Source organism: Arthrobacter sp. StoSoilB5 (genome assembly GCF_019977235.1).
GTDB lineage: Bacteria > Actinomycetota > Actinomycetes > Actinomycetales > Micrococcaceae > Arthrobacter.
Genome location: NZ_AP024646.1, coordinates 2385152 through 2406180 on the forward strand (window position 1 = coordinate 2385152; position 21029 = coordinate 2406180).

Annotated in this window: 18 protein-coding genes and 1 pseudogene; 8 read left to right on the forward strand and 11 right to left on the reverse strand. The window is 59.4% G+C overall.

Annotated features, from left to right (window positions below; genetic code table 11):
• Positions 1-47 precede the first annotated feature (47 nt).
• Both LDN75_RS10780 and LDN75_RS10785 read left to right on the forward strand, forming a co-directional pair.
• Positions 48-992 carry a sugar ABC transporter permease gene (locus LDN75_RS10780; protein WP_223937268.1) on the forward strand — a complete coding sequence of 315 codons (945 nt, stop codon included), beginning with the start codon at positions 48-50 and terminating at the stop codon, positions 990-992.
• Positions 985-1908 (forward strand): carbohydrate ABC transporter permease, encoded by a 924-nt coding sequence (locus LDN75_RS10785; protein WP_223937269.1) that lies wholly within the window; start codon positions 985-987, stop codon positions 1906-1908. Before LDN75_RS10780 ends, LDN75_RS10785 begins: the two co-directional genes overlap by 8 nt.
• 1766 nt (positions 1909-3674) lie before the next feature.
• On the opposite strand, the gene LDN75_RS10790 is transcribed toward LDN75_RS10785, so the two are convergent.
• From LDN75_RS10790 to LDN75_RS10820, 7 genes are all read right to left on the reverse strand, one after another.
• Entirely contained in the window at positions 3675-4706 is a 1032-nt protein-coding gene (locus LDN75_RS10790; RefSeq protein WP_223937270.1) for a DUF4192 domain-containing protein, read from the reverse strand.
• Between the two features lie 609 nt (positions 4707-5315).
• A complete protein-coding gene (locus tag LDN75_RS10795) occupies positions 5316-6797 on the reverse strand; it encodes an NAD-dependent succinate-semialdehyde dehydrogenase (protein ID WP_223937271.1) in 1482 nt (493 codons plus the stop codon).
• Between the two features lie 211 nt (positions 6798-7008).
• Positions 7009-8232 carry an NAD(P)/FAD-dependent oxidoreductase gene (locus tag LDN75_RS10800; protein ID WP_275959812.1) on the reverse strand — a complete coding sequence of 408 codons (1224 nt, stop codon included), beginning with the start codon at positions 8230-8232 and terminating at the stop codon, positions 7009-7011.
• Between the two features lie 23 nt (positions 8233-8255).
• Positions 8256-9431: an ABC transporter ATP-binding protein gene (locus LDN75_RS10805; protein ID WP_223937272.1), complete on the reverse strand. Its 1176-nt coding sequence runs from the start codon at positions 9429-9431 to the stop codon at positions 8256-8258.
• A complete protein-coding gene (locus LDN75_RS10810; protein WP_223937273.1) occupies positions 9428-10210 on the reverse strand; it encodes an ABC transporter permease in 783 nt (260 codons plus the stop codon). Before LDN75_RS10810 ends, LDN75_RS10805 begins: the two co-directional genes overlap by 4 nt.
• Entirely contained in the window at positions 10207-11112 is a 906-nt protein-coding gene (locus tag LDN75_RS10815; RefSeq protein WP_223937274.1) for an ABC transporter permease, read from the reverse strand. Before LDN75_RS10815 ends, LDN75_RS10810 begins: the two co-directional genes overlap by 4 nt.
• Positions 11113-11177: 65 nt before the next feature.
• A complete protein-coding gene (locus tag LDN75_RS10820; RefSeq protein ID WP_223937275.1) occupies positions 11178-12167 on the reverse strand; it encodes an extracellular solute-binding protein in 990 nt (329 codons plus the stop codon).
• Between the two features lie 410 nt (positions 12168-12577).
• On the opposite strand from LDN75_RS10820, the gene LDN75_RS10825 reads away from it, so the two are divergent.
• The 4 genes from LDN75_RS10825 to LDN75_RS10845 all read left to right on the forward strand — a co-directional run bounded on the left by LDN75_RS10825 (position 12578) and on the right by LDN75_RS10845 (position 14656).
• The gene (locus LDN75_RS10825; RefSeq protein WP_223937276.1) at positions 12578-12931 is read left to right on the forward strand and encodes a cupin domain-containing protein; all 354 of its coding nucleotides are present in this window, start codon (positions 12578-12580) and stop codon (positions 12929-12931) included.
• A 392-nt stretch (positions 12932-13323) separates the two neighbouring features.
• Complete coding sequence (locus LDN75_RS10835) at positions 13324-13593, forward strand: cupin domain-containing protein (protein ID WP_223937549.1); 270 nt, start codon at positions 13324-13326, stop codon at positions 13591-13593.
• A 153-nt stretch (positions 13594-13746) separates the two neighbouring features.
• Positions 13747-14346 (forward strand): polysaccharide deacetylase family protein, encoded by a 600-nt coding sequence (locus tag LDN75_RS10840; protein WP_223937277.1) that lies wholly within the window; start codon positions 13747-13749, stop codon positions 14344-14346.
• Positions 14347-14380: 34 nt separating this feature from the next.
• Positions 14381-14656, forward strand: coding sequence for a hypothetical protein (locus tag LDN75_RS10845; protein ID WP_223937278.1), 276 nt, complete (start codon positions 14381-14383; stop codon positions 14654-14656).
• Between the two features lie 307 nt (positions 14657-14963).
• Here LDN75_RS10845 and LDN75_RS24155 read toward each other — a convergent pair whose 3' ends face one another.
• The 4 genes and pseudogenes from LDN75_RS24155 to LDN75_RS10865 all read right to left on the reverse strand — a co-directional run bounded on the left by LDN75_RS24155 (position 14964) and on the right by LDN75_RS10865 (position 18513).
• A complete protein-coding gene (locus LDN75_RS24155; RefSeq protein WP_263422364.1) occupies positions 14964-15290 on the reverse strand; it encodes a hypothetical protein in 327 nt (108 codons plus the stop codon).
• A gap of 684 nt (positions 15291-15974) precedes the next feature.
• Positions 15975-17144, reverse strand: a complete 1170-nt coding sequence (locus LDN75_RS10855) for a glycoside hydrolase family 99-like domain-containing protein (protein WP_223937279.1) — start codon at positions 17142-17144, stop codon at positions 15975-15977.
• A 122-nt stretch (positions 17145-17266) separates the two neighbouring features.
• Positions 17267-17420: pseudogene (locus LDN75_RS10860) on the reverse strand (ISL3 family transposase); the annotation flags it as partial.
• 193 nt (positions 17421-17613) lie between these two features.
• The gene (locus tag LDN75_RS10865) at positions 17614-18513 is read right to left on the reverse strand and encodes an AraC family transcriptional regulator (RefSeq protein WP_223937280.1); all 900 of its coding nucleotides are present in this window, start codon (positions 18511-18513) and stop codon (positions 17614-17616) included.
• A 165-nt stretch (positions 18514-18678) separates the two neighbouring features.
• Between LDN75_RS10865 and LDN75_RS10870 the strand changes: the two genes are divergently transcribed.
• Together LDN75_RS10870 and LDN75_RS10875 are read left to right on the forward strand one after the other, a co-directional pair.
• Positions 18679-19860, forward strand: a complete 1182-nt coding sequence (locus LDN75_RS10870; protein WP_223937281.1) for a glycoside hydrolase family 99-like domain-containing protein — start codon at positions 18679-18681, stop codon at positions 19858-19860.
• 113 nt (positions 19861-19973) lie between these two features.
• On the forward strand, positions 19974-21029 hold the full coding sequence (locus tag LDN75_RS10875) for a hydroxyacid dehydrogenase (protein ID WP_223937282.1): 1056 nt from the start codon (positions 19974-19976) through the stop codon (positions 21027-21029).

A 21029-nucleotide genomic window follows, 5' to 3' on the forward strand; every position in this document is an offset into this window, starting at 1 on the left:
CACCCCGCAACGCCGCAGGGCGTCCGGGGTCACGCAGGGAGGACGCAATGAGCGCTATTGGCGAACTCTCTTCGATGACCCGCCGCAAGGGCGCCATGACCAAGGAGGAGAAGAAGGCGAACGGCCGCGACAACAAGGCCGCTTACGTCTTCCTCCTGCCGTGGTTGATCGGCCTGGTGGTCATCACCGTGGGACCCATGTTGATGTCCCTGTACCTGTCGTTCACCGACTACAACCTCCTGCAGCCGCCGGAATGGGTTGGCCTGGACAACTTTGTGCGCATGTTCGGCGACGCCCGCCTCCACAACTCATTGCGGGTCACCTTCACCTATGTACTGGTGGGTGTTCCCCTGCAGTTGGCAGTGGCCCTGCTGATCGCGCTGGTCCTGGACAAGGGTCTTCGCGGCCTGCCGTTCTACCGCTCCATCTTCTACTTGCCGTCCCTCCTTGGTGGTTCCGTCGCCGTTGCCATCCTCTGGAAGCAAATCTTCGGCACCACGGGCCTGGTTAACCAGGTCCTGGCCATGGTGGGCATCGAAGGACCCGGCTGGATTTCGGATCCCAGCACAGCTCTTGGCTCGATCATCCTCCTGCATGTGTGGACGTTTGGCGCTCCGATGATCATCTTCCTGGCCGGCCTTCGCCAGATCCCCAACATGTACTACGAAGCCGCGGAAGTTGACGGCGCCACCACCCTCCAGCGGTTCTGGCGGATCACCCTCCCGTTGCTGAGCCCCATCATCTTCTTCAACCTGGTGCTCCAGATCATTGGTTCGTTCCAGTCGTTCACGCAGGCGTTCATCGTCTCCGGCGGCAACGGCGGACCGTCCGACTCCACCATGTTCTTCACGCTGTACCTGTATCAAAAGGGCTTCGGCCAGTTCGACATGGGTTACGCCTCAGCGATGGCCTGGGTCCTGCTGGTCATCATCGGCGTCTTCACCGCCATCAACTTCATCGCTTCAAAGTATTGGGTGTTCTACGATGACTAAACTCCAGAGCCTTCCCGCAGCAAAAACCACCGAGCCGGGCAAGGCTCCGCGCCGCCGCGAATCGCCGGGAAACCTGGCCTTCAGCCGTAGTGCCCGCATCAAGGGGCTGGTCAAGCACGCCATCCTGATCGTGGTGGGGCTTGTCATGATCTACCCGCTCCTGTGGATGGTGGTTTCTTCCCTGCGGCCCAATGACCTCATCTTCCGCGAACCCGGCCTCTGGCTGAACAGCCTGGACATGACCAACTACACCGACGGATGGTCCGCCCTGACCCACCCGTTCGGGCACTACATGATCAACTCGGCGATCGTGGTCCTGGGCTCGATCGTGGGCAACCTGGTCTCGTGCTCCATGGCCGCCTATGCGTTCGCCCGGCTGCAGTTCACCGGCAAGAAGCTGTTCTTCGGCATCATGCTGCTGACCATCATGCTGCCCTTCCACGTGGTGATCGTGCCCCAGTACATCCTGTTCTCCCAGATCGGCTGGGTGAACACCTTCTGGCCCCTCATTGTTCCCAAGCTCCTGGCTACGGATGCGTTCTTTGTGTTCCTCATGGTCCAGTTCATCCGCGGCATCCCGAAGGAACTCGATGAAGCGGCCCGCATCGACGGCGCCGGGCACCCCCGGATCTTCCTGCGGGTCATCCTGCCCCTGATGGTTCCGGCACTGGCCACCACCACCATCTTCACGTTCATCTGGACGTGGAACGACTTCTTCGGCGCCCTGATCTACCTGACCGACCCGGACATGTTCACCGTCCCGGTCGCGCTGCGCGCCTTTGTTGACTCACAATCGGCAACCAGCTGGGGCTCCCTGTTCGCGATGTCCATCGTGTCCCTGTTCCCCGTGTTCCTGGTGTTCCTGTTCGGCCAGCGGTTCCTCATCAAGGGCATCGCCACCACCGGCATCAAATAGGGCAAAATATTGACTCGTCGGGTACGAGATCGGGACGGGCAGAGAAAATTGCAGCCAACGCTGATGAGGCGCCTTGATGTCACCATCTGACTGTCGCAGAGGCTGCTCGCGCCCCGACATCGGGAGACGTTGTTGCCATTCCACAAGCGGATCAAACCTCTAGGAAACGAGGTCTTGGACGCCCAAGAGCTAGCCATCAGGCGCAAGCTTGCGGTGAGCACAAGCGGCCATTGATCACCAAGACGTTCCTCAGTGAATTTCGGGCCCTCCATCGATTCCAGAAGACGTCCAAGGCCCGTCGACGAGCACCGCGATTCCACTCGGCGTCTTGCACGGGTGCTCTTCCTTGGGCACGGACCGAACACAGTAGCGCTGGCCCCCCATTATTGGCGGGGCCAGCGCTTGTGGTTTCCAATAATCGGCGTCGAGCCCATTCGGCTGCTGCGATGGCTTCCGCGAGCACCAGCCAACAACCTCTAATGCACGATTCTCTTATCCAGTTGCGACTCGTTCGCAACGCCGATAACCACCGTTCTGTCGTCGGCCCGGCGGTGAGGTCTTGTCATGATGCTCGGTGTCGTCTCCGCCATGTAATGGATGAAGGAGGTGCAGATACTGTGTCGAGTTATTCATCGTTCTGGCGGGTTGAGTTCCGTCCCGTTTTGTGTTGTTTTACCGACAGGCGGGAGTCATGCCTTGGACGTGGGGGCCTCCTCCGACCGAAGACTTTGCACGGACCAAGCGGTACCGTCCAGCAGGAAAACTGTGGAGGCGGCAGTGCCGATTTCCTGGCGCAGACTTTGAGTGCGCGGGGATGGGTCAAGCGGCCCTTTGTCCGTGTTCGTTCGAGCAAAAAAGAAGTGTGGACAATGTCCACACTTTCCACCTCGTACTGGCCGTACAACCACCGGACTGCCCAGGATTCCGCAGGTTTTCGCGACTTCCCAGCAGTACCACGGCCGGGAATCCCGTTCGAGTCCCACCTCGGGCACGCATAACCCCTCGTCAGAGGGGTTTTTGCTTTAATGTGTGAACATTGTCCCTCGGAGGGTCCCTATGACACTGTCCGCGGTCTGTGCCTGGCGCCGCGGTCGCCGATTCGGTGTGTGGGTGGCGGGATCAGGGCCCTGGCTTGTGGGCCCTCTGCTTGCTGGGATGTGGGGTTATTTGCCGTCCCTTCCTGCTGTTTCCGGTAGCCAGTTGTTGGCCGTTACTGATTCATGGCCCAGAGTCGTGGTGACGACATGACGAAGGCGGATGCTCTTCGAGGATCTGCCGCGGATAGCTGCTTTCTGCGAACTAGGCAGGGGCAGCGCATCACGTATTTGTCCCGCCAAAGGGGGTGTGGACAATGTCCACACCTTGTCCACATCCGGCTTTTCGACCTGCATTTTGGTCCTTCCTCATGGTTCTGCCTTCACCACTTCATGCAGTTCTCTGTTGCAGGCGACATGACTTTGCGGCCTGGATCGTCGGTGTCGTTGGACGTTCCGGGTTCAGCGGGGACGTCTTTGGGGGTATCTGCGGCAGTGGCGTCCGATCCGTCCACAGAGCGGAGGTGTGTGGGATCCGGACTCTCCTTCCGGACAGCCCCGATGGTTGATCCGCCTGACTTTGGCGCCCGCTGCTGGCAGCGTTGCTCACTTTCCCGTCCGCTGAGCATACGCAGGAGTGGAATTCCGATCCGGACGGCTGGGACGCGGCGGTGGAGAACTGGCTCCGGAACGTCCCGCCGTCGTCGTCCATATCCCTATGACACTGGGGGCCTACGAGGCTTCGAGGCCCCAGGGCCGGAAGGCCCGGTCTTTGTCCATGTTCCAGCCGGCGACCATTCCGGAGCCGATCATGAGGTCGCTGAGCCTGGCCAGGCGGTAGGTGGGGTCTGCTTCGAGGGCGAGTTGGAGGAACTGGTGGGTTTTGCTGCCTCGGCCTTCCCACCAGTTGACGAAGGCGATGGCGGTGAGGATGGGGGCGGAGTGTTTGGTGCTGCTGTGGGTGTATGCGTGGAGCAGCAGTTGCTGTGCCCATTCGACGCGGGACCACTGGGGGCTGCCGTGTGTTTGGGCCAGGAGGACCCGGTCCATGGGCTCGTCGATTCCTGGGATATCGGCCATCAGCTTGTCCCTGATCGCGGGGGCCTGGAAGTTCGCAATCAGGCTGATGGTCTGGTTGTCGTTGGGGTAGGAGATCGCCTCCAGCATGCCGTCCCAGAGGGTCCTGGCCTGTTCGAGGGCCTCGCCCGGGTTCATCCTGTGGATTGCTTTCACGCGGTCATCGACGGCGCCTGCGGTGCGGGCTTCTTTGGTGGAGGCCGGCAGGGTGATGTGGTTTGTCGGTGCGATGGTGCTGCCGCGGTAGACGAATTCGGCGTTGATCTGGCTGGACTGGGTCGTGTTCAGCGGCAGTGTCAGTCCGTCCTGGGGATCGCCGTCGTACGGGGAGACGGTGTTGTCTCCGACGAGGAGCCCGTCGCGGATGGTCATTCCGCGTTCGGCCAGCGCGCAGGTCAGTGCTGCGATGGTTGCTGCGTGCGGTTTGGGCTGCCCGGGTTTCTGGGGCTCGGAGGTGTACACGGCGAAGAGCACGCTGGCGGCGCTGGTGTCGTGGGCGAGGTAGTCGGCCACTGTGCGTGCGTATTGGAGTCCGCCCTCGCGGTTGGGGAGGTCAACCCTGAGTGTTGCGCCGACGCGGTTGTTGTCCAGGGTGATGCACACGAGGCTTTCGTGTGGCCAGAAGCCGAGGGTGTGGCCTACGAAACTGAGGACGTCGGCTGGGGTTTTGATGGTGAGCGGTTCCATGGTCCTTCTCCTTCAGCGGCTGGCGGGCACCGGATGTGTCTGTCAGATTCTGGCGTCGTTCTGATTCATGGAGTCACCGCTGGGTTTGAGGGTCCGGAGTGCAACTTGGGGAACCGGGAGCGGTTCAAAGTTTCGGGAGGAAATAAGCGACGCCAGGAGCGCCGAACGAAACTTTGGATCGTGACCGGCGCGGAGCGCCCTGGTTGCGCGGAGGACCCGCCCAGCGATGATGGGAATCAGAACGACAAACAGCGAAGTTGCTTCTGGTGGTTCATGAAGGCGGGGGAGTGGGGCGGCATGATTGACAGAAGCGCGGACGCGGGATCTCTAGGGTGGATAGAACTCGAACAACTGGAAGGACCTGGCGACACGGCTTGACAGGCGGATCCGCCATACGGCGATCGAAGCGGTACGACCACCCGGCGACGCGGAGATGGAACGATTCATTCGAGCGCGACTCAACGTCGCCCGTTTAACACGGAACGGGCCTCGTGAAGAGAATCAACGTCGTGATTCGGACGTCGGATTGTTACCAGGAACAGAGAAAGCCAGAGCCTCCCCGTTGCGAGCGTGGGAGACCCTGGCGGCTTGTGCAGCTTTTCCGCTGAACTAGCTGGCGTAAGGGTCAGCTACACCTATGTATTGGGTGTAGAGGTATTCCTCGATGCCTTCGTGGCCGCCTTCGCGGCCGAGTCCGGATTGTTTGATGCCGCCGAAGGGTGCGGCCGCGTTGGAGATGACGCCGGTGTTGAGGCCGAGCATGCCGGTTTCGAGGCGTTCGCCCATCCGGATGCCGCGGTTCAGGTCGCGGGTGAAGACGTACGCCACCAGCCCGTATTCGGTGTTGTTGGCCAGGCGAACGGCTTCGTCTTCGGTGGTGAAGGTGATGATCGGTGCGACGGGGCCGAAGATTTCCTCGGAGAGGATCCGGGTGCCTTCGGTGACGCCGGTGAGGATGGTGGGCGGGTAGAAGTAGCCCGGGCCTTCGGCCGGGGCGCCGCCCAGGACAGCTTTGGCGCCGGAGGCGACGGCGTCGGTGACGAGTTCGTGGACCTTGTCCCGGCTCTTGGCATCGATCAGGGGACCGACCTTGGATTCCGGTTCGGTGCCGCGGGCGGTGGTCATGTCCGCCATTTTCGCGGCGAACTTTTGGGCGAATTCGTCGGCGACGGATTCGTGGACGATGAACCGGTTCGCGGCGGTGCAGGCCTCGCCCATGTTCCGCAGCTTCGCCAGCATGGCACCGGCAACCGCAGCATCAACGTCGGCGTCCTCGAAGACCACGAACGGGGCGTTGCCGCCGAGTTCCATGGAGGTCCGCAGCACCGTCTCGGAGGCATCGGCGAGCAGCCGGCGGCCGACCTCGGTGGAGCCGGTGAAGGAGAGCTTCCGCAGGCGCTGGTCCTTGATCAGCGGACCGGTGGTGGCGCCTGCAGTGGACGTGGGAATGACGTTCAGGACTCCGGCGGGCAGGCCGGCCTCCTGCATCACGGCGGCGAACAGCTGCGAGGTCAGCGGCGTGAGGTTGGCGGACTTGAGCACCATGGTGCAGCCGGCTGCGACGGCCGGGGCGATCTTGCGGGTGGCCATGGCCAGCGGGAAGTTCCACGGCGTGATCAGCAGGCACGGGCCCACCGGCTTCTTGGTCACCAGGAGACGGTTCTTGCCGTCCGGTGCCGTGGAGTAGCGGCCGGAGATGCGGACGGCTTCCTCGGAGAACCAGCGCAGGAATTCGGCGCCGTAGGTGACTTCGCCGCGGGCTTCGGCCAGCGGCTTGCCCATTTCCATGGTCATCAGCAGCGCGAAGTCCTCGGCCCGTTCGGTGACGAGTTCGAAGGCACGGCGGAGGATCTCACCGCGTTCACGGGCCGGGACCTTCGCCCAGGATTCCTGTGCCGCGGCCGCGGCGTCCAGCGCCGCCTTGCCGTCTTCGGCGCCCGCGTCGGCAATGCTGAGGAGCACCTTGCCCGTGGCCGGATCCTCGACGTCGAACGTCTTCCCGGAAGCGGCCGGACGCCACTCGCCGTCGATCAGCAGCCCATTGGGAACGCGGGCGAGCAAAAGGAGTTCTGCGTCGGTTGAGGAGCTCATCAACTAATTCCTTCGGTAGGGATGTCTCCGCGGCTTCGTTTCGAAAGCTGGCCTTGACGTTGATTGCGGATTGGTCCGTTGGAGGTGATTGACCCGCGACGGAGTAAGGGTCTTGGGGTCTGCAGACCTAAAGTCTTAGCCCCTCGTTTCCGGGGGTTTGGCTAGCGGGCTAACCGTATTCGGAGGGGTGTCCCCGCACCCAGTGGAGGCGCTAGGTTGCTAACCTGCTCAGCGCGGTCACCGCCCGGATTCCGGACACCACTGCACCGTTGAGTGTCTGCGCCATCCCTGTGTGTTCTCCTGCGATCGCGACGCGGCCGGCCGCTGTGTCAAAGGCGGCCGTGTCATCTGGGGTCCAGCCCAGCGAGGGAGCGGAATAGGAGCCGCGGGTCCATGCCTCACGGGTCCAGTCAGTGAGGAGCGGGTCGCCGTCAATAACCATTTCTGGTCGCATTGCCGTCACCGCTTTAATCCATCCGTCCGGTCCGTTTCCGGTGTCGAGTGCACTGAGGGCCGTGGGGCCGCCGGCAAACCCGGCAAGGGCAGGAATACGGGTTTCACCGTCCCGGGACATAGACCTCCAGGTCCACCATGTTTGCTGGGGATTCTGGAGGGCGGTGTCGCCATCAGTGTTGCTCACGGGTATGGCGATCTTCGCGGCGACCCCCATGAACCGGTGGTCAAGCGCCAGTACTTGCGCGGGTGTTAGTTCGAAGCCAAATTCCATCTCCCGAAGTATCGGCAGGGGCACCGAGACTACGGCGAAATCGCCGTCAACGGTGCTACCGTCGGCGAGACGGACTTGTACACCACGCAGGGATTGGTCGATGGCGGCGACCGGGGATTCAAGCCGCACCGGACCCGCGAGCCTGCTGGCCAACTCAGTGGGCAGGGACTGGTTGCCATTAATGAAGCGTCCGCCGTCCTCGATGTAACTATGGACCCCGTCCAGACGGTGAAAGACCGCTTGGGCGCTAACTAGCTCTGGAGGGGCGGAAATGGAGGTCGCGTGTCGGAGGTAGAGCGGGTGCGTGCGGTAAGTCTTACCTAGTGCTTCAGCGTATAGAAAATCTATCGACACGTCGTGGAGGTGGTCGGAAGTCATTTCGTGAAGCCGCTGCTTTAGGAGATTCGTCAGTTCACCTAGCTCGGCAAACGCCATATGTGAGTTGCCGACCGTTCGACGGGCAAAGCGAACGTTGTGGGTGAGCACTGGTATGCCCACTTCGCAGGCGAGTTTTCGTATTTCGAAATCGTCGGGGTAGATGTACTCCCCGCCGCGTTCCATGACCTGGCCGTTGTCAAGTTGCTGCGACCAAGCACGTCCTCCAACGCGGTCACGGCTTTCCAAAACCACCACTTCATGCCCGAGTTTTTCAAGTTCCCAGGCCGCCGTGAGACCCGACAACCCTGCTCCTATAATTATGGTTTTCATCAATTTGTTCCTTCTCTGGGAAGTCAGGCGGGATTAGTGTTCTGGTCATGGACCGGCAGGAGCACCCCGGCGGTGATTCTCCAAGCCATGATCGCTCCTTGTCCTGGAGCGAATCGGTGCGTATCGTGTGCCGTGCGAACTACTCCGGTTATGCCACCGGGAAGGGAAACTTCGTAGCGCCATCCTGACCCCAGGTATGTGGCGGTGCTGACTGTCGCCGGGATGGCGTTGTGCCCGGATGGCGACTCGCGGCTGTCTGACGCCTGCAGCAGTTGGAGATTCTCAGGACGGATCAGGATCGTGGCTCGTTTAGAGCTTGTTTCTCCACGGGCTATCAACTTATGTCCAGCAAATTCGATCACGCTGTTGCCGTGGTGATCGGCTTGGACCGTTCCCTCGAGGATTGTTGACTCACCCAGGAATTGGCCGACAAAGAGCGTCGCAGGGCTTTCGTATAGCTCGACTGCTGTGCCTACCTGTTCGATTTTTCCATTGTTGAAGACGGCGATTCGATCACTCATTGAGAGTGCTTCCTCTTGGTCGTGCGTTACGAAGACAAATGTAGTACCTACTTCGCGGTGGATTCTCTTTATTTCACTTTGGAGCCACTCACGGAGCTTCTTATCAAGCGCACCCAACGGTTCATCCATAAGAAGAACATTGGGCCCAAAGACTAGAGCCCGCGCCAGCGCTATGCGCTGCTGCTGTCCGCCTGACAGTTCCGAGGGGAAGCGATCGGAAAAATCTTCCATGCGGACCATCTCCAGTGCTTTACGCACCATGCTTTGGCGTCTCGGCTTGTCGATGCGGCGCCGCTTGAGAGGGTATTCGATATTCTCTCTTACGGTCATGTGCGGGAACAGTGCGTAATTTTGGAATACCACCCCAAGTTCCCGCTTGTGCGCAGGAACGTTAGTTATTGGCCTTCCATGAATTAAAAGCTCGCCTTCCGTGATCTCCGTAAAGCCGGCAATCATGTTGAGTGTGGTCGTCTTTCCTGAGCCGCTGGGGCCAAGAAGTGTCATAAATTCGCCCGGTTCGATGGTCAAATTTATGTTATCGACGACTGTCGTCCCGCCATAGCGTTTACTAACACCACGAAGTCGAATACCAGAGCCTTTCGGCGCATCCGTACCAAGGGGCGCCCGATCGTGTTCAATGCCTATTTTACTAGCGGTGCCTTGCGATGCATGGATCATGAGCGGGCTTTCTTTCTCCTCGAAAAAAACTGTGTGGCAAGGATCAGGATGATGGAAATTGTCATCATGATGACAGCTACGGCAGCTACGGTGGGATCCGTGTCCTGCGTGACGCTTCTGTAAATCTTGACCGGCAGCGTTTGCAGGGCAGGGGTCTGGATAAAGAGCGACAGGATTACCTCATCAAATGACGTAACGAATGCGAAGAGGGCGCCGGCGGATACTCCCGGGGCAATAAGTGGAAGCGTCACCCTAAAAAAGGTCGTGATTGGAGGAGCGCCAAGGCTCGCAGATGCATGCTGAAGTTTTGGATCCATACCCTGCAGGCTTGCTGCGACGTTCATGATCACTAGCGGAAGGGCTAGGACGGTATGCGCGGCAACAAACCCAAAAAGCGTGCCCAGCATGCCAAACCGCAGGAAAATGGAGTACATGCCGATGGCAAGCACGATGCCCGGTACGATCAGTGGCGCCAGGAATAGGTTCTCAATAATCGACTTGCCCCGGAAATTCACTTTTGAGAGTCCCAAGGCAGCAGCAACACCAGAGATTGTGGCCACAAAAGTGGTCAGAAGGGCAACCTGGACAGTAACGCCCAGAGAGCGCAGCCACGCAGGATCAGTAAAGAAGTTTTCGTACCAGCGCAGGGAAAAATCCTTCGGCGGAAAGTCAAATGAGGGCGCTGAGTTGAATGAAATTGGAATAATGACAAGTGTAGGAAGCGTGAGCCAGAGGACGATAAAAACGGCCAAGACGCCAAGGATTGCTTTTAATTTCATCGCTGCACTCCTGGCACTATGCTGGCGCCCTTGGCAAGCCTGGTCGCCACAGTCAGTGTTGCCACCGTCACCACCAAAAGTGCGATCCCCATTGCCGCGCCGTGGCCCCACTGAAGGAAGCCGCCGATTTGCTGCTGAATGAGCGTTGCCATCATAGATTCCCTCGGAGACCCCAAGAGCGATGGAATGATGTAGAATCCCAGCCCAAGAATGAATACAGTGGTTGAGCCTGCGACGATTCCTGGTTTTGATAGCGGCAGATATACGGTGCGGAATACTGTCATGGGTGTTGCCCCAAGGCTCCTGGCTGCCGGCAGCAGTCGGGTGTCGATCTTGGCCATTGCAGAGTAAAGCGGCAATACCATGAATGGCATAAGGACCTGCGTCATGCCAAGAGCGACGCCCAGGGTTGTCCGAATCAATGGTAGCCTTCCCACTCCGATATACTCCAGGAGGTCATTTATCGGTCCGGAATCCTGCAGAAGTACCATCCAGGCGAGGGTGCGGACGAGGATGCTAGTCCAGAGCGGCATCATGACGAAAATTGTCAGCAGCCGACGCGTCCGCTCCGAGCAGATGGTCATGAGGTAGGCGTAGGGATATGAAAGCAGAAGGCAGATCACGGTCACAAGGAACGCTGTCCCGAACGTTCGCCCGGCTACTGCGATATTTGTTTCGCTGAGCGCCAGCCACTGGAAGTTTTGAATACCCCACACTGGATCACTGAGGCTTCGAATGATGACGTCCCCCAGTGGGAGGCCAAAGAAACCGATGATGAGAACTATCCCGGGAACTAGCAGTAGAACCGTCCAATTGCGGAGCTTTCCAAAACGACTTCGAACAGTTCTCCGTTGAGCGTTCGATTCTTGCTGGGGGGTGTCCAGGTTTGTGTCGATTGACATCCTGACTCCTTCTACCTGGTGATGCAAAAGTTATTTGGCCGCGTAACAGCACCGGAGATGGGTGATTAATTTCCTGTGACCCAATCCCCCCATGCCTTCGTCATTGCATCAAAATTTTCCCGCCAGAACTTCGCATTCCTGGGTGTACCAGAATCAAGTTTCGAAGTCACCAACCATTTAGCGGTCTGTTCGGAAACATTGGGTTTGGCATCGATGTTGACGGGCGCATATGAGGTTGCTTCGGTAGACTTTGCTTGCTGTTCTGAACCAAGAAAGTAATTGAGGGCAGCGAATGCCGCCTGAGGGTCCTTCACCCCGGTGGGAACGAGGAGCGAGTCTGTCATGATCTTCCATTGATTCCACATCGGAGCCACCGGAGCGCCGGCCTTCGCGGCGCCGAATCCGCGTCCGCTCCAGACGATGCTCATGGCCACTTCTCCGCTTTCGAGCTGCTGCTGCGCCTGGGCTCCGGAAGTCCAGCCCACGAGGTTGTTCCCGAGTGACTTGTATTTGTTTACAGCCTGGTTGATGTGCGCGGGAGCTAGCTTGGAGGGATCGACGCCGTCTGCCTGAAGGGCTATCTCCAAAATTTCGGGCTCAACATGGGTCGTCATATTCACTCCTCGCTTCCCGGGGTATTTCTTGGTGTCGAAGAAGTCGGCGAAACTGGTGGGAGGATTGGCGCCGAAAAGAGCTGTGTTGTACACCAGAATGTCACCGTATAAAATGCTCGGCACCGAACAGTCGTCAGCTACCAGCCCCTTGGGTATTTTGGAAAAATCAATCTGGGTCTTGTCCAACTTCTGGTAAGTCGTTCCACACTCCATGGTGCCCTGGATGCTTGCGGCGTTCACGATGTCCCAACTTACCTGGCCGGACTCCACCATGGCCTTAGTCTTAGCCGGGTCGAAAGCATCCTGTTGCATGGTCGCCCCGGATTCTTCTGCGAACGGATTCCAGACTGACTTCATTTGACCATCCTGAAAGATCCCCCCAGACGAGGCGAAAGTCAGTGTCGTTCCCTTCAGGCTTCCAGGCTTGATCTTGCCCGCCACAGGTGTACCTAGGTCCCTCGAGGCCGCTGGGGTCGGCGCGCTTCCAGAACAGGCGCTAAGAGCCATCGTCGTAGCCAGACCGAACGCGGCGAGAGGGGTGAGACGGGACATATGTTTTGCCATTGGGTTTCCTTCTTGTCTGTTACAGCCAAAGCACGGACCGTTTGCTATTTCATAGGCGCAGAAGCATCAGGAAGATTTTCTGGGCCCCACGTGGAGTGGGCCTCGTTATCAGGACCTAGAGTGACCCGCCTCACTACCGCTGTACTATTTGTACAGTGGAGGTTGATGACTTGTCAAGAGCCACTAAGCATGCATACAGTAGGTAGTAACGTAGATTCCCGCTTCCCAGGGAAGCTTGGAACATAGCTGTCCCAGGGAAGCTTGGAACATAACTGAAGGTCGGGGCCGTGGAAACAGTTCTTATTTGTAAGGGTGCCGGTGATCTCTCACTTGGAGTCAAGCTGGCCAAGCCGACGACGACAGCGGGCAGCCCCTGTGATGTCACCCGGGAAGTATGGGAAAAAGCTGATTCTCGGGTACGCGCGGGGATCTGGGAGTGCACGCCCGGGGTCTTTAGGACCTCCCGAGAGGGCGCAGACGAAATCGTGTATATTCTTTCAGGATCCGGCGTCTTGGTTTCAGATGAGGGCCACACCTCGTCTCATTCAGCTGGCGATATGGTCGTCATACCGGATGGTTTTTCGGGCGAGTGGCACATTGAGGAAACCCTGCGAAAAGTGTATATAAGTGTTTCTGTTTGAGCCCCAGGCTTTCGTTTTGAATCGGGGCGTCCATCACGCGATGAATCCAAGCTATTTGACAGGAGATTTCTGTGACGGACGTTAGCAGCCAGTCGCACGCCGGCACCGGCACAAGGATCCGGGAGATACGCCGCCTCCGCGGTTTGAGCCTTCGCGAACTTGCGCGCCTATCAGGAACTACGGCCAGCTTTATCAGTCAGTTTGAGCGCGGTGAAAGTGGAGCAAGTCTGGCGACACTGGTGAAATTGACTAGGGCCCTTGGCATGAGTTTGCCCCAATTTTTCGAAGGAGATAGCCCCGAGGGACACGTAACACGCTCCCATGAGCATCCAGAACTTCATCTGGAACCGGGGCATTCAAAATTACTTCTTACGACGCCAATGCACCGAACCATGGAAGCCTACCGTTCCACCCTTGACCCAGGTCACAGCACCGGTGACGCCCCCTATACGCACGGGGACTCGGATGAAATCGTGTTCATTCTGAGTGGCGAGTTGCTAATGGATCTTGGCGAAGATACGTACGTACTGGGAACGGGGGACACAGTGGAATTCCGTTCATCGGTTCCCCACCGGCTCCGCAATGAATCCGAGGCGGTAGGGTCCGCCCTTATTTTCGTCTCACCACCATCAATGGACGCTGACCCCCAGGCGAAAAAATAGCTCGGCCGCAGGAAAGATAATGCTCACCGGGATGGGCCGGGCGGTACTACTTGATCGTTGGATCACCCACATGCAGGAAGCTGACGGGGTCTGGTTTGCCACGTGCAACGAAGTCAGTACCTGGTGGCGCCAAAACAACATGGCAGTCAAGCAATGACCACAGAATCCGGACCCCGCTGGCCCACCGGTAAAACCTGCGCCTTTGTACTGACGGTGGCCTTCGAAGCTGAACTGGCTATTCTTGCAGAAGCACCCGACGCTGTAGACCGGGCGAAAAGCCTTTCCGTTGGTCAGTACGGCGGTACCAGGGGAGTGGATGGGCTGCTCGAAGAACTAGGCCGCACCCAGACTCGTGCCAGCTGGTTTATCCCGGCTTCGAACCTTCTGCGCTATCCTCGTCAGGTTGAGGCAGTGGCCCCTGCGGGACACGAGATAGCGAATATGGGCTGGGCGCTGGAAAACCTGTCGGCCATGACCTTGGACGAGCAAGTTGAATCGGTGGCGAAGTCCCAGGATTCGTTCGAGTCCGTTTTAGGGGTGAAGCCCACGGGGTTCCGCGCTGGCCGCTGTTCATATGCCCGGGGACTGCCGTCTGCCCTGGTTGAAGCAGGGTTTAGCTGGTCCTCGTCGTGGCATGGTGATGACATCCCCCACTTTCACGCAGCGGAAGCAAGTGCCCTTGTGGAATTGAGCAGACATCACGAACTCGACGATTATCCCTATTTTGTCTTCAATCTGGACCCCCCTTCCTAAGGGAAGTCCACGCATCGCTTCTACTCGCGAGGTTTTGCGTAACTGGACTCTGGAGTTTGATGCATACCGGACAGAAGGTCTTTGCTTCGTCCTGACCGTCCACCCGGAAATAATTGCCACTCCCGGCCGCATCGGGCTGCTGCGGGAGTTCATGGACTACGTGACCGCGTACGACGATGTTTGGATCGCCACTGGCAGCGAGGTGGCAAGTTGGTGGAGCTCGCTAGACCTTGAAAACAGCCCCGCTCACCCCGCAGAGATCTTCCACGCGTTGACCCTTTCTGAACATCAGAATTACAACACCAGATAGGTGACCATGGAAACCACACAGGCGACTGCGTCTCAGACGTTCTCGAAGTTCGTTACCAGCCTGGACCTGAGCGATATACCGACTTCCGCCCAACACCGGGCAAAGTTGCACCTACTAGACACCCTGGGGGCCGGGATTGCCGGTTCTGCGTCCCTTGAGGCTGAAGTCAGCCGGTTGGCCTTGGCCCCGACGGGGCAGGTAGCGCAGGGCGGTTCCGGTGTTCCCCTCGGGGTACCCCCGCGTCCGCCCCCCGCTGCAGGCAGCCTTCATCAACGGCATAGCAGCCCATGCATTCGAGCTGGATGACTCAGGCGGCTGCGACCACTCCGGAGCCGTCGTCGTCCCCGCCGAATTGGCCGAGGTGCCCGTAACAGGGGAGCGGCTGGTCCTCGCCGTCATCGCAGGCTACGAGCTGGGCAGGCGCGTACAAAATGCACTGGGCGGATATGACCACGTCAATAATGCAGGTTGGCACTCCACGGGCGTCTGTGGAACGTTCGCGGCCGTAGCCGCAGCAGGCATTGTTCTTGATTTGAATGAGCAGCAGCTCACTTCCGCGATAGGCCTCGCCGGATCCTTCACCGGAGGCACCTGGGCGTTTATGAGTGACGACACCATGTCTAAAAGACTCCATGTCGGACGCGCCGCGGAGGCCGGCCTCAATTCAGCACTCCTTGCAAGAGCCGGGTTCACAGGACCAGCAGACATCTTTTCCGCGCCCTGGGGAAGCTTTTTGAAGCTGTACGGCGGACCCGCAGCAGACGAGTCCGAACTATCCATCGGACTCGGGGACAACTGGCTCGTCGAAAACTCTTCGATCAAACCCTATGCCTCCTGCCGGAGCACCCATTCTGCCATTGACGCCTTGCTCCTCCTTAAGAAGGGACACAGGCTTGAACCCCGATCCATCGAGCAGATCACTGTACATACCAGCGCCCTCATTTTCGACATGTGTGGGGGCCGGGACGTGTCATCCCTCGTCGCAGCACAACTAAGCATGCCTTTCGCTTTGGCCGCTGCTATGCTGCACGACGGCGTGGCCTTGGAGGACATCACTGCTGAGGGCAGGACCGACCCCGCCATAGCTTCGCTTATGGATCGCATCCATTTGAAGGTGGACAACAAGCAGTACGGTGGTTCAGCCGAACCCTTCCTGGAAGTCCAAAAACACCCATGTGAAGTGGGTACTGGTGACGGAGGAGGACGGAGTGCCTCGTGCGACAGGGTCCGGGCTGCAAGTCTCGCAGCCCGGACCCTTCCCGTAGCAAAACAACGGATCCCTGCACTCACGTTTAATGGGCGGTGCGCCGAACGGGATTCAGAGTTTGTGGCCTCCGAAGACGCGAAGTATCTCTTCAAGATGGCCGTGGAGATGGACCGTGTCGGGCTCAAGGTACGTGCCCTCAGTCCACTCGTTCCAGGCGTTAATGGTGACCAGAGGCGAATCGGATTGCTGGGCGAAGGCGCTGGCTCGTTCCAACGCTTTCCCGAACTCCGCCGGTGTGGCCTCGGCGATGGTGTTGGTGTGAGGATAGCCTTGGGCCGGGTCGAAGAGATCGGACTGCACCGTGCGGGGCGACGAGTCCCAGCCGACCGTGACGTTGGGATAGTAGGGGACACTGTAGCGCGACGCGAGAACTTCCCAACCATCCGCAGCTTCTTCTGCGACCGCAGAATACGGCGTCTCGAGTTCAGGCAGCTCGACATGGTGAACCCACACATAAGAGGTCGCGCTGTCGAAGCCAAGGGCGGCGACCAGGCCCGGCCCGTCGAAGCCGGCGCTTTCTTGCGGCAGGACGGTGACATCCTTCACGATGGCGTTCAGATGGAGATCGCCTAGCCCTGCATTAGCGACGCGCTTGCGCAAGTCGTCAAGGGAGGCGCGAGCGGCATCAATGCTGCCCAATCCGTGCCCCAACGTAGGAAGGTCGTAAATTTGCAGTACCGGGCGGCCATCGATATGCAAATAACTCGGATGTCCGAAGTACTGGTCGATCATGTAGTCGGTCGCAGCACGGAACTGGTCGGCATCGAGGCCGCCGTGCTCCTGGATTGTCTGCGGCGTCCCCCGCTTCATGGGGTGAATGTTGGTCCAGTCGTGGTTTGCCCACATCAATGCGAACTGGATGCCGCCCGCCTCGGCTCGAGGCATGAACCCATCCTCAAGAGCGCGCTGCAGGTAAGGTCGGCCACTGTACCAGTACCAGTCGAAGAGAAACGCGTTCACACCGTGCGTCGTGGCCATCGCGATCTTGTCCGCCATGACGGCGGGATCCGCCTCGTCCTCATAACCGCGCAACGGGATGCGCGGTTGCTGATGACCATCCCAGCGTGGCTCGGCGCGCTTTACCAGTTCCCACTCGGTCCACCCTGTTCCATGCCAGTCCTCATTTCGGGGATCGACATGATAATTGGGAAAGTAGTAGGCGCCGACAGTCGGGCTAGGTGATGAGGACTTCTTGTCATGCGAAGGTGAGCTATCGGTCATACGTACGAGGCTATAGAGCCTGTAGTTGGGGCCGTTAGGCAATGGAGTGGGTGAAAGTAGGACAAAGTTGTCGTCAGCTGCCACGCTCAGGGCACAAGCCGCACGAGGGTCCTGTCAGCAAACCCGCAGCCAATGCACCTGTAGCGGCAGACCCTCACCAGCAGCGTCGGAGGCCGCCAGCCCAATCGTCAGTGCGCGAGGGGCCGCGCGACCGTGCCGCGAGCGATGCCATGCGCACCACCAGTCCTCCGGATCAACAACACGGCATTCCAACACCGCCAGGCCCGATCACTGGATCGGCCGAGAGCCTGCACAGGGACGGAGAACTCGAATCATCTCCGGCGGTCTGACCGTGACCCGTGAGTCTTCGTCGGTGTCCGAACTCCGCTCGGTCGAGCCGAGCCTTCTTTGAATGGGACGGATCTTTCTGGGTCCAGTTCCTGATATCAGGAGCTCAGGCTTCGCCGCTTCAGTCCTCAGAAGCCAAATCAAAACGTGCACCGCTCGTGGGCAGGTTGGGCTCAGGGGAGTGATAGCGGTTTTCACCTGTGACTGCGCGCTTCCTGTACGCAGAAGGGCTAAGACCATACGCACTCTTGAATCGCTGAGCGAAGTAGCTGGCATCATCCCATCCAAGCCGTGCCCCCAACTGTGCGATCGGCTCGTCGGTTTGAACTAGCAGCCGCGCTGCAGCCTGCGCCCGCAACCGGTTCAAGTACGCGATTGGCGGTACCCCGAGGTCGCGTTGGAACAATCGCACGAGATGCGTGCGTTCCGTGCAACTCGCGTTGGCCAATTCCGCCAGCGTCCAACTGTGACCAGGTTCGTCCTCCATCATCTTTACAGCTCCAGAGACGGCAGGATGGAGGGGGATACGACGGCCTGTCCCGCGGTCTGCAGACCAGGCACGGTTGAGGATATCCAGGTAAATCAAAAGGTGCCCAATAACCTGAATACGTGAGCGCCGTCCGGAACTGACATCGCTCATGCTGTACAACTGAGCAATTACCAGGCTGAGGTCGTGGGGATCCAACTGGATGCGTTGCGGCAGTGTCAGGCTCGATGTGCTGATCGACTGCATCAGCGGCAGCTCGGCGTCGAGGAACGACAAGGTGCTGTCGATAAGGTCCGGTGCGACAAAACAGTCGAAGACCACCAGGTCCTCGCATTCGCCGTAGGCATGCCACTGGTTGGGCGGCACGATCACAGCGCTCCCTGGCTGAATCGGATAGTCACCGTCGGCCGCAATGTGAAGGCCACTGCCTTGGGTGACCAGTGCTATCTCGAAAAAGTCGTGATCGTGCGCAGCAACGCCGCCGTCGAGTCTGTGGCGGTCCGCCCAGACGGGCAGACCATCCGGATTGAACACGAGCGCCGCCTCATAACGCGGCTTTCGTCGAATGGATGTCAATTTTGTCCTACTTTCCCTCAACCCGCACCCGTGCGGACTGGATTTAAATTCAATAACATCACAATACTGACCTAAAGACGAGGGTTTATTCGTCCATCATCAACGCGGCAATGGAGGCCATTCATGAACGGGAATGATGCGACTATTGCCGCATATTACTTTCCCAACTACCACATCGACCCGCGAAATGAGAAGTGGCATGGCAGAGGTTGGACGGAGTGGGAGTTGCTGAAACGGGCGACTCCACGCTTCGCTGGACACCAGCAGCCTCGCGTTCCCCTCCACGGCTACGAGGATGAGGCCGACCCTGCAGTAATGGAGGGCAAGATCGCCCTGGCAACGGCGCACGGCGTGGATGCATTCATTTTCGACTGGTATTGGTATGCCGATCGTCCGTTCCTCGAACGCCCACTGGAGGAAGCGTTCATGCCAAATGCCGGCGCCCACGATATGAAGTTTGCGATCATGTGGGCGAATCACGACTTGGTTAACATTCATCCGTGGAAGACGGCTACACCGGCCACCAGACTGGAGTCAGGCCGTGTCGACGCGGATCAGTTCGAAGCTTCGACAGACTATCTCTTGGAGCGGTACTTGAGCCATCCAGCATATTTGCGGCTCGATGGCCGGCCGTACCTTTCGATCTACTCGTTGACCACACTTCTGGAAGGTCTCGGCGGTGTTGGTCCCACGAAGGACGCGCTGCAGGGTCTTCGACACCGGGCAGCCAGGGCCGGACATCCTGAGATCCATCTCAACGCGATTGCAGGGGAAGGCTCCACTTTCGGGCAGGACCTGTCCGCTTGGAGTGAGGCGCGGCTGATCAACGGCCTTGGTTTCGATAGCGTGACGTCCTATGTCTGGGTGCACCACTACCCTATGCAAAAGCTGCAAACCCCCTACATTGAGATGCTCGAACAAGCTGAGAAGGGCTGGGAGACGAACTCAGCACGGTACGACGTACCGTACTTCCCCAATGTCACAGTCGGCTGGGACCCGTCGCCTCGAACTGTCCAGTCCGACGTATATGACCCGAGCCTGGGCTACCCGCACACCAATATCCTCTCGGATGCCAATCCGGAGCAATTCCGACGCGCATTGGAGAAAGTCCGCAACTTCGTGGAAAACAACAAGCTTCCATTAGTGACCATCAACGCGTGGAACGAATGGACCGAGGGTAGCTACCTTGAACCGGATACGCTTCACGGCACCGGGTATCTGGAGCAGATCCGAAGCGTCTTCGGGAACGCGCTTGGCTCAGCGTTGAATACCGCTTCGGCACAATTTCCTTCCCATCTGGAGTGAGCGTCCTGGGCATTCCGGCGAGCCCGGGGCGGTGGCTCTCACTTTCGTGCGACCCCAATCTTGATTAATGCCGGAGGCTTGGACCCGCGGCCACCCTTTCACTGGAGGTACATATGAATTTTCCTGAATTACACGAACGCGACCTGAGCACCCGACAGCATAGGCCTGAGACCTTGCTGGTTATGGGCAACGATGTGGTGGGGTGGCAGTTTGGTGCGGCGGAGCTGGCTCGGCTTCATAAAACTGCCAGTGTTGGGACGCCTGTGGTGACCGATGAGCTGGGGTCGGCTGGTGTCCGTGCCCGTCTTGCCGAGGTTGAGGTGCTGATTACGTCCTGGGGATGCCCGCCGCTTGATAAAGCGGTTCTGGATGCTGCCCCGCGTCTTCGGGCGGTCCTGCATGCGGCCGGAAGCGTGCGGGGGCACGTGGGTGAGGCGGTGTTTGAGCGTGGTCTCCTGGTCACGACCGCCGCGGGTGTCAACGCCGAGCCGGTAGCGCAGTACACGGTGGCAGCTGTGCTGTGGGCGTTGAAGAAGGTCCCGTTCCTCGCGCAGGACGCCCGCCGGTTCCGCCAGGACGTGTCGTATCGTGACCGGCACGGCGAGCTGAGCGGCTACGGACGCACGGTGGTAGTAGTGGGCTTCTCCCGGATTGGCCGGCGGGTTGTTGATCTGCTGGGCAGGCTGGAGACCGGTAACACGATTTTGGTGGTGGACCCGTACGCGGACCCTGCCGAAGTCATGGCGGCGGGCGCCGAACCGGCAGTTCTGGCCGATGCCCTCTCGCGTGCGGATGTCCTGTCGTTGCATGCGCCGGCCCTGCCGGAGACGCGGCACATGATCGGGTCGGCGGAGCTTGCGCTGCTTCGGCCGGGAGCGACGCTGATCAACACTGCCCGCGGGTCGCTGGTGGACACCGCGGCTCTGGAACGGGCGTGTGCCACGGGCCGGCTGGACGCCATTCTGGACGTCACCGACCCCGAACCCCTGCCTGCGGAATCGCCGTTCTATGACCTTCCGAACGTCGTCCTGACCCCGCATGTGGCGGGCTCGATGGGCTCAGAGACTCGGAGGATGACACATGCAGTACTCACCGAACTTGAACGGTACGCCACTGGGCTGCCCCCACTCAGCCCGATTACCAGGGAAACACTGGCCCTACAGGCCTGA

Bases quoted from the DNA above. Each gene is read 5' to 3' on its own strand.
- LDN75_RS10780 (WP_223937268.1), top strand. From the start codon at position 48: ATGAGCGCTATTGGCGAACTCTCTTCGATGACCCGCCGCAAGGGCGCC.
- LDN75_RS10785 (WP_223937269.1), top strand. From the start codon at position 985: ATGACTAAACTCCAGAGCCTTCCCGCAGCAAAAACCACCGAGCCGGGC.
- LDN75_RS10790 (WP_223937270.1), bottom strand. From the start codon at position 4,706: ATGGAACCGCTCACCATCAAAACCCCAGCCGACGTCCTCAGTTTCGTA.
- LDN75_RS10795 (WP_223937271.1), bottom strand. From the start codon at position 6,797: ATGAGCTCCTCAACCGACGCAGAACTCCTTTTGCTCGCCCGCGTTCCC.
- LDN75_RS10800 (WP_275959812.1), bottom strand. From the start codon at position 8,232: ATGAAAACCATAATTATAGGAGCAGGGTTGTCGGGTCTCACGGCGGCC.
- LDN75_RS10805 (WP_223937272.1), bottom strand. From the start codon at position 9,431: ATGATCCATGCATCGCAAGGCACCGCTAGTAAAATAGGCATTGAACAC.
- LDN75_RS10810 (WP_223937273.1), bottom strand. From the start codon at position 10,210: ATGAAATTAAAAGCAATCCTTGGCGTCTTGGCCGTTTTTATCGTCCTC.
- LDN75_RS10815 (WP_223937274.1), bottom strand. From the start codon at position 11,112: ATGTCAATCGACACAAACCTGGACACCCCCCAGCAAGAATCGAACGCT.
- LDN75_RS10835 (WP_223937549.1), top strand. From the start codon at position 13,324: ATGGAAGCCTACCGTTCCACCCTTGACCCAGGTCACAGCACCGGTGAC.
- LDN75_RS10840 (WP_223937277.1), top strand. From the start codon at position 13,747: ATGACCACAGAATCCGGACCCCGCTGGCCCACCGGTAAAACCTGCGCC.
- LDN75_RS24155 (WP_263422364.1), bottom strand. From the start codon at position 15,290: ATGGAGTCTTTTAGACATGGTGTCGTCACTCATAAACGCCCAGGTGCC.
- LDN75_RS10855 (WP_223937279.1), bottom strand. From the start codon at position 17,144: ATGACCGATAGCTCACCTTCGCATGACAAGAAGTCCTCATCACCTAGC.
- LDN75_RS10870 (WP_223937281.1), top strand. From the start codon at position 18,679: ATGAACGGGAATGATGCGACTATTGCCGCATATTACTTTCCCAACTAC.
- LDN75_RS10875 (WP_223937282.1), top strand. From the start codon at position 19,974: ATGAATTTTCCTGAATTACACGAACGCGACCTGAGCACCCGACAGCAT.